The 3,081-nt window shown below is 26.7% G+C and carries 6 protein-coding genes; all 6 read left to right on the forward strand.

Features of this window, described 5'->3' with window-relative positions; translation table 11 throughout:
- Positions 1 to 601 precede the first annotated feature (601 nt).
- Entirely contained in the window at positions 602 to 856 is a 255-nt protein-coding gene (locus tag ACWI69_RS11870; RefSeq protein ID WP_448822045.1) for a hypothetical protein, read from the forward strand.
- A gap of 193 nt (positions 857 to 1,049) precedes the next feature.
- Complete coding sequence (locus ACWI69_RS11875; RefSeq protein ID WP_448822046.1) at positions 1,050 to 1,178, forward strand: hypothetical protein; 129 nt, start codon at positions 1,050 to 1,052, stop codon at positions 1,176 to 1,178.
- A gap of 10 nt (positions 1,179 to 1,188) precedes the next feature.
- A complete protein-coding gene (locus tag ACWI69_RS11880) occupies positions 1,189 to 1,569 on the forward strand; it encodes a hypothetical protein (RefSeq protein ID WP_448822047.1) in 381 nt (126 codons plus the stop codon).
- On the forward strand, positions 1,518 to 2,318 hold the full coding sequence (locus ACWI69_RS11885; RefSeq protein ID WP_448822048.1) for a Mur ligase family protein: 801 nt from the start codon (positions 1,518 to 1,520) through the stop codon (positions 2,316 to 2,318). The genes ACWI69_RS11880 and ACWI69_RS11885 overlap by 52 nt, the downstream gene beginning before the upstream one ends.
- Positions 2,311 to 2,739, forward strand: coding sequence for a poly-gamma-glutamate biosynthesis protein PgsC (gene pgsC / locus ACWI69_RS11890; protein WP_448822049.1), 429 nt, complete (start codon positions 2,311 to 2,313; stop codon positions 2,737 to 2,739). The genes ACWI69_RS11885 and pgsC overlap by 8 nt, the downstream gene beginning before the upstream one ends.
- Positions 2,736 to 3,081, forward strand: a 346-nt coding sequence (pgsW, locus tag ACWI69_RS11895; protein WP_448822050.1) for a poly-gamma-glutamate system protein, incomplete at its 3' end; no start/stop codon positions are given. The genes pgsC and pgsW, both read left to right, overlap by 4 nt.

Here is a 3,081-nt window from a genome sequence, read left to right on the forward strand (position 1 = left end):
AATGAGGGAGAATAAAATCTTTATTTAAGGAAATAAATTCTCAATAAAATAATCTCCCTAAGAGAATAGCATACTTTTAATAAAAATAAAAGAGATTTAAAGATAGCTTTTTCCCTTTTGCAATATACAATGAATTTAATTTTATGTGGGATAATTATATAGAATATAGTGAAAAATATTTCGTTGAAACATCTATAATTCAAAAAAATTATTCTCCAAAAATTAATGAGAAAATATACAAGTAGATATACCAATGAAAGGATTCAAAAAATCTATGAGTTCTTTATAGAAATAAGGCCTTAATAAGTTACCCTTAATGAACTAATTACCATTGGAGAAGAAAACTGCACATTAGCTTTTAAATTTTATATTGAAATATTACAAAATAAATATATAGTTGACTATAAAATTGAACTAAAAAAATGATAAAGAAGTAACTATTAATAATGAAATTATAAAATATAGTTCTCTTAACGAAGAGAATGGACAAAAAATCAGACTTTAAAAGAGATACCTTATAACTTGAACGGAATAAAGCCTAAAACTAAATTTACTAAAATTTTAAATAATGAAAAGATATTAATAGATCTGAAAGTTGAAAATGAATACATCTTTTTTATTTTCAAAGGATATAAAAGATATTTTTGAAAAATTTTATGCTACCAATACCGATTTAAGCTTAATATCAGAAACTTTAAAAAGATATGGAATGTTTGATTTATTCGTTGTAACTAATAAAGAGATTGGAATGATAAATCTAAATATATTTTTGTCACTAAGAATTAAGAGAGCAACTGGTTCTGGAAGTATTCCAATTTCCACTGAAAAAAATGAAGAAAATATATATAGTAGATGAAAAAGTCTATTAAAGATATGCAAAAAACTGTGGAAGAAATTAATATTGTTTTAAAAACAATTATTCTTGGTATATTTTTAAGCCTTTTTGAGTAAAATATGTAAAAGCACAAAAATTAGGACGTCTATTTGTACCTTTTGATGAAAAAGGACACCCACTTGATGAAAGAGTATCAAGACATGTTGGAAGTATTGTGGAACTTATTAAAGTTATGGGAGAAAATGAAGCTGAAAAAGAGATTATAATAGAGGATGTTCCAACAATTTCAGAGATAAGAGAAAATGGAGTGGGTAGCTACTTAAATAAAGTGATGAAGAAATAAGAGGTGAGTTATGGAAACTGTTGTTTTTACCTTGATAGGGATATTTTTTCTAAAGTTAATCTATGAAAAAATATCTTTGGAAAAAGCTAGAAAAAAAATAGATATAGTTATTCATGTAAATGGAATAAGGGGTAAATCAACAGTTTCTAGACTTATTGATGCTGGATTAAGAGATGGAGAAAAAAGAGTATTTACTAAAGTTACAGGGACGGAACCAAAGTATATTGGTATTGACAATCGAGAGAACGAGATTAAAAGAAGAGGGAAAGCAAATATCAGAGAGCAGATGAAAACTATAAAAAAAGCTGCAAAGTGTGGAACAAATATATTAATTTTAGAGTGTATGGCTGTAAAACCAGAGTTTCAAAAAATATCAGAGGAAAAATTATAAAAGCGGATATAGGTGTAATTACCAATGTTAGATATGATCATTTAGATGAAATGGGAAAAAGTTTAGAGGAAATAGCAATTTCTCTATGTAATATGATACCTAAAAGTGGGATTTTAATAACAGGAGAAAATAAAAAATTAGATATAATTAAAGAGAGAGCTAAGATAAAATCAACAAAGGTTTTATTGATGGATGAATTAAAAACTGAATATAAAGAGATAGATTTTATAGAAAATGTGGCGGTCGCCCTAAAAGTTTGTGAATGTTTAGGAGTGTCTAAAGAACTGGCATTAAGACGAATGAGAGAGTATAAAAAAGACTCAGGAGTTTTAAAAGAGTTAAAATTTTTAAACTCTCAAGGCAAAAGAATAAGTTTTATAAATTTTTTAGCAGCCAATGATCCAGATTCTAGCGAAAAGATTATAAAAACTTTTGAAAGAGATGAGTTATGGAGTAGAAAAAAATACCTTATGGTTAACAATAGAAGAGATAGATTAAGTCGATTGGAACAATTTGTGGATTTTGTAAAACAACATGAAAAAAACTTTGAAAAAATATTCATTTCAGGGGAGAGTACTAATATTTTTTATAAAAAACTTAGTAAGAATATAAATAAAATTGAAATTTTAAGAAATATAGAACAATTTGATATTTTAGATGAAGATTCGACAATTTTTGCAGTAGGAAATATATGTGGGAAAGGGAAAGAGCTACTAAAAGAGATTGAAAGTAGGGGTAGAGATGAATGAAACTATAGTTGTAATTGGGATATTATTGAGTATTTTATTTTATGAAGTGAGTGAGTTATCTCCTGGGGGTCTTATAGTTCCTGGGTATTTTGCACTTTTTTCAAGTGATTATAAAAGGATAGTTATGACTATATTGGTTGCACTTTTTGTATTGGTAGTAGTGAGAGTGTTGGAGAAATATCTTATAATATATGGAAGACGAAGATTTGCTATCTATATTATAATAACTTTTTTATTGAAAAGATTTATAGGAGAGTTAGATTTTGAAATTTTGATAGGTGGAGAGATAATTGGTCTTCTGATACCAGCTATTTTGGCTCAAGATTTAGATAGAAATGGAATAAAAAAGACTTTACCAGCATTATTGATATTAACTGGAGTTATAAAAAGTATTGTTGTAATAAGTGGGAGCTTTATATGAAAAAATATTCACTTTATATATTAGCGATTTTAATTGCAATTTGTTTAGTTTTGGGAGAGAGAAATTTAGGGAATAAACACCCAAATTTTAATGAGATGTTACAAGCTAAAAATACAATGATGAAATTGTCTAAAGAGATATATCTTGAAAAATTAAATAGAGGAATTAGTATTGATAAAAAGTTAGATATTTTAGAAAGTGGATTAATAGGCGAAGAATTTACAGGTATAACAACAACTTTAGGGGATTTGGATAGTAAAAGGTTATCCACTAATCCAGAGTTTGCAGCTTATTTTGTGAAAGAGTTGAAAAATAAAGGACTGAATAAAGGAGATACTGTTT

Source organism: Cetobacterium sp. (genome assembly GCF_977044495.1).

Bases quoted from the DNA above. Each gene is read 5' to 3' on its own strand.
- pgsC (WP_448822049.1), top strand. From the start codon at position 2,311: ATGAATGAAACTATAGTTGTAATTGGGATATTATTGAGTATTTTATTT.
- ACWI69_RS11870 (WP_448822045.1), top strand. From the start codon at position 602: ATGAATACATCTTTTTTATTTTCAAAGGATATAAAAGATATTTTTGAA.
- ACWI69_RS11880 (WP_448822047.1), top strand. From the start codon at position 1,189: ATGGAAACTGTTGTTTTTACCTTGATAGGGATATTTTTTCTAAAGTTA.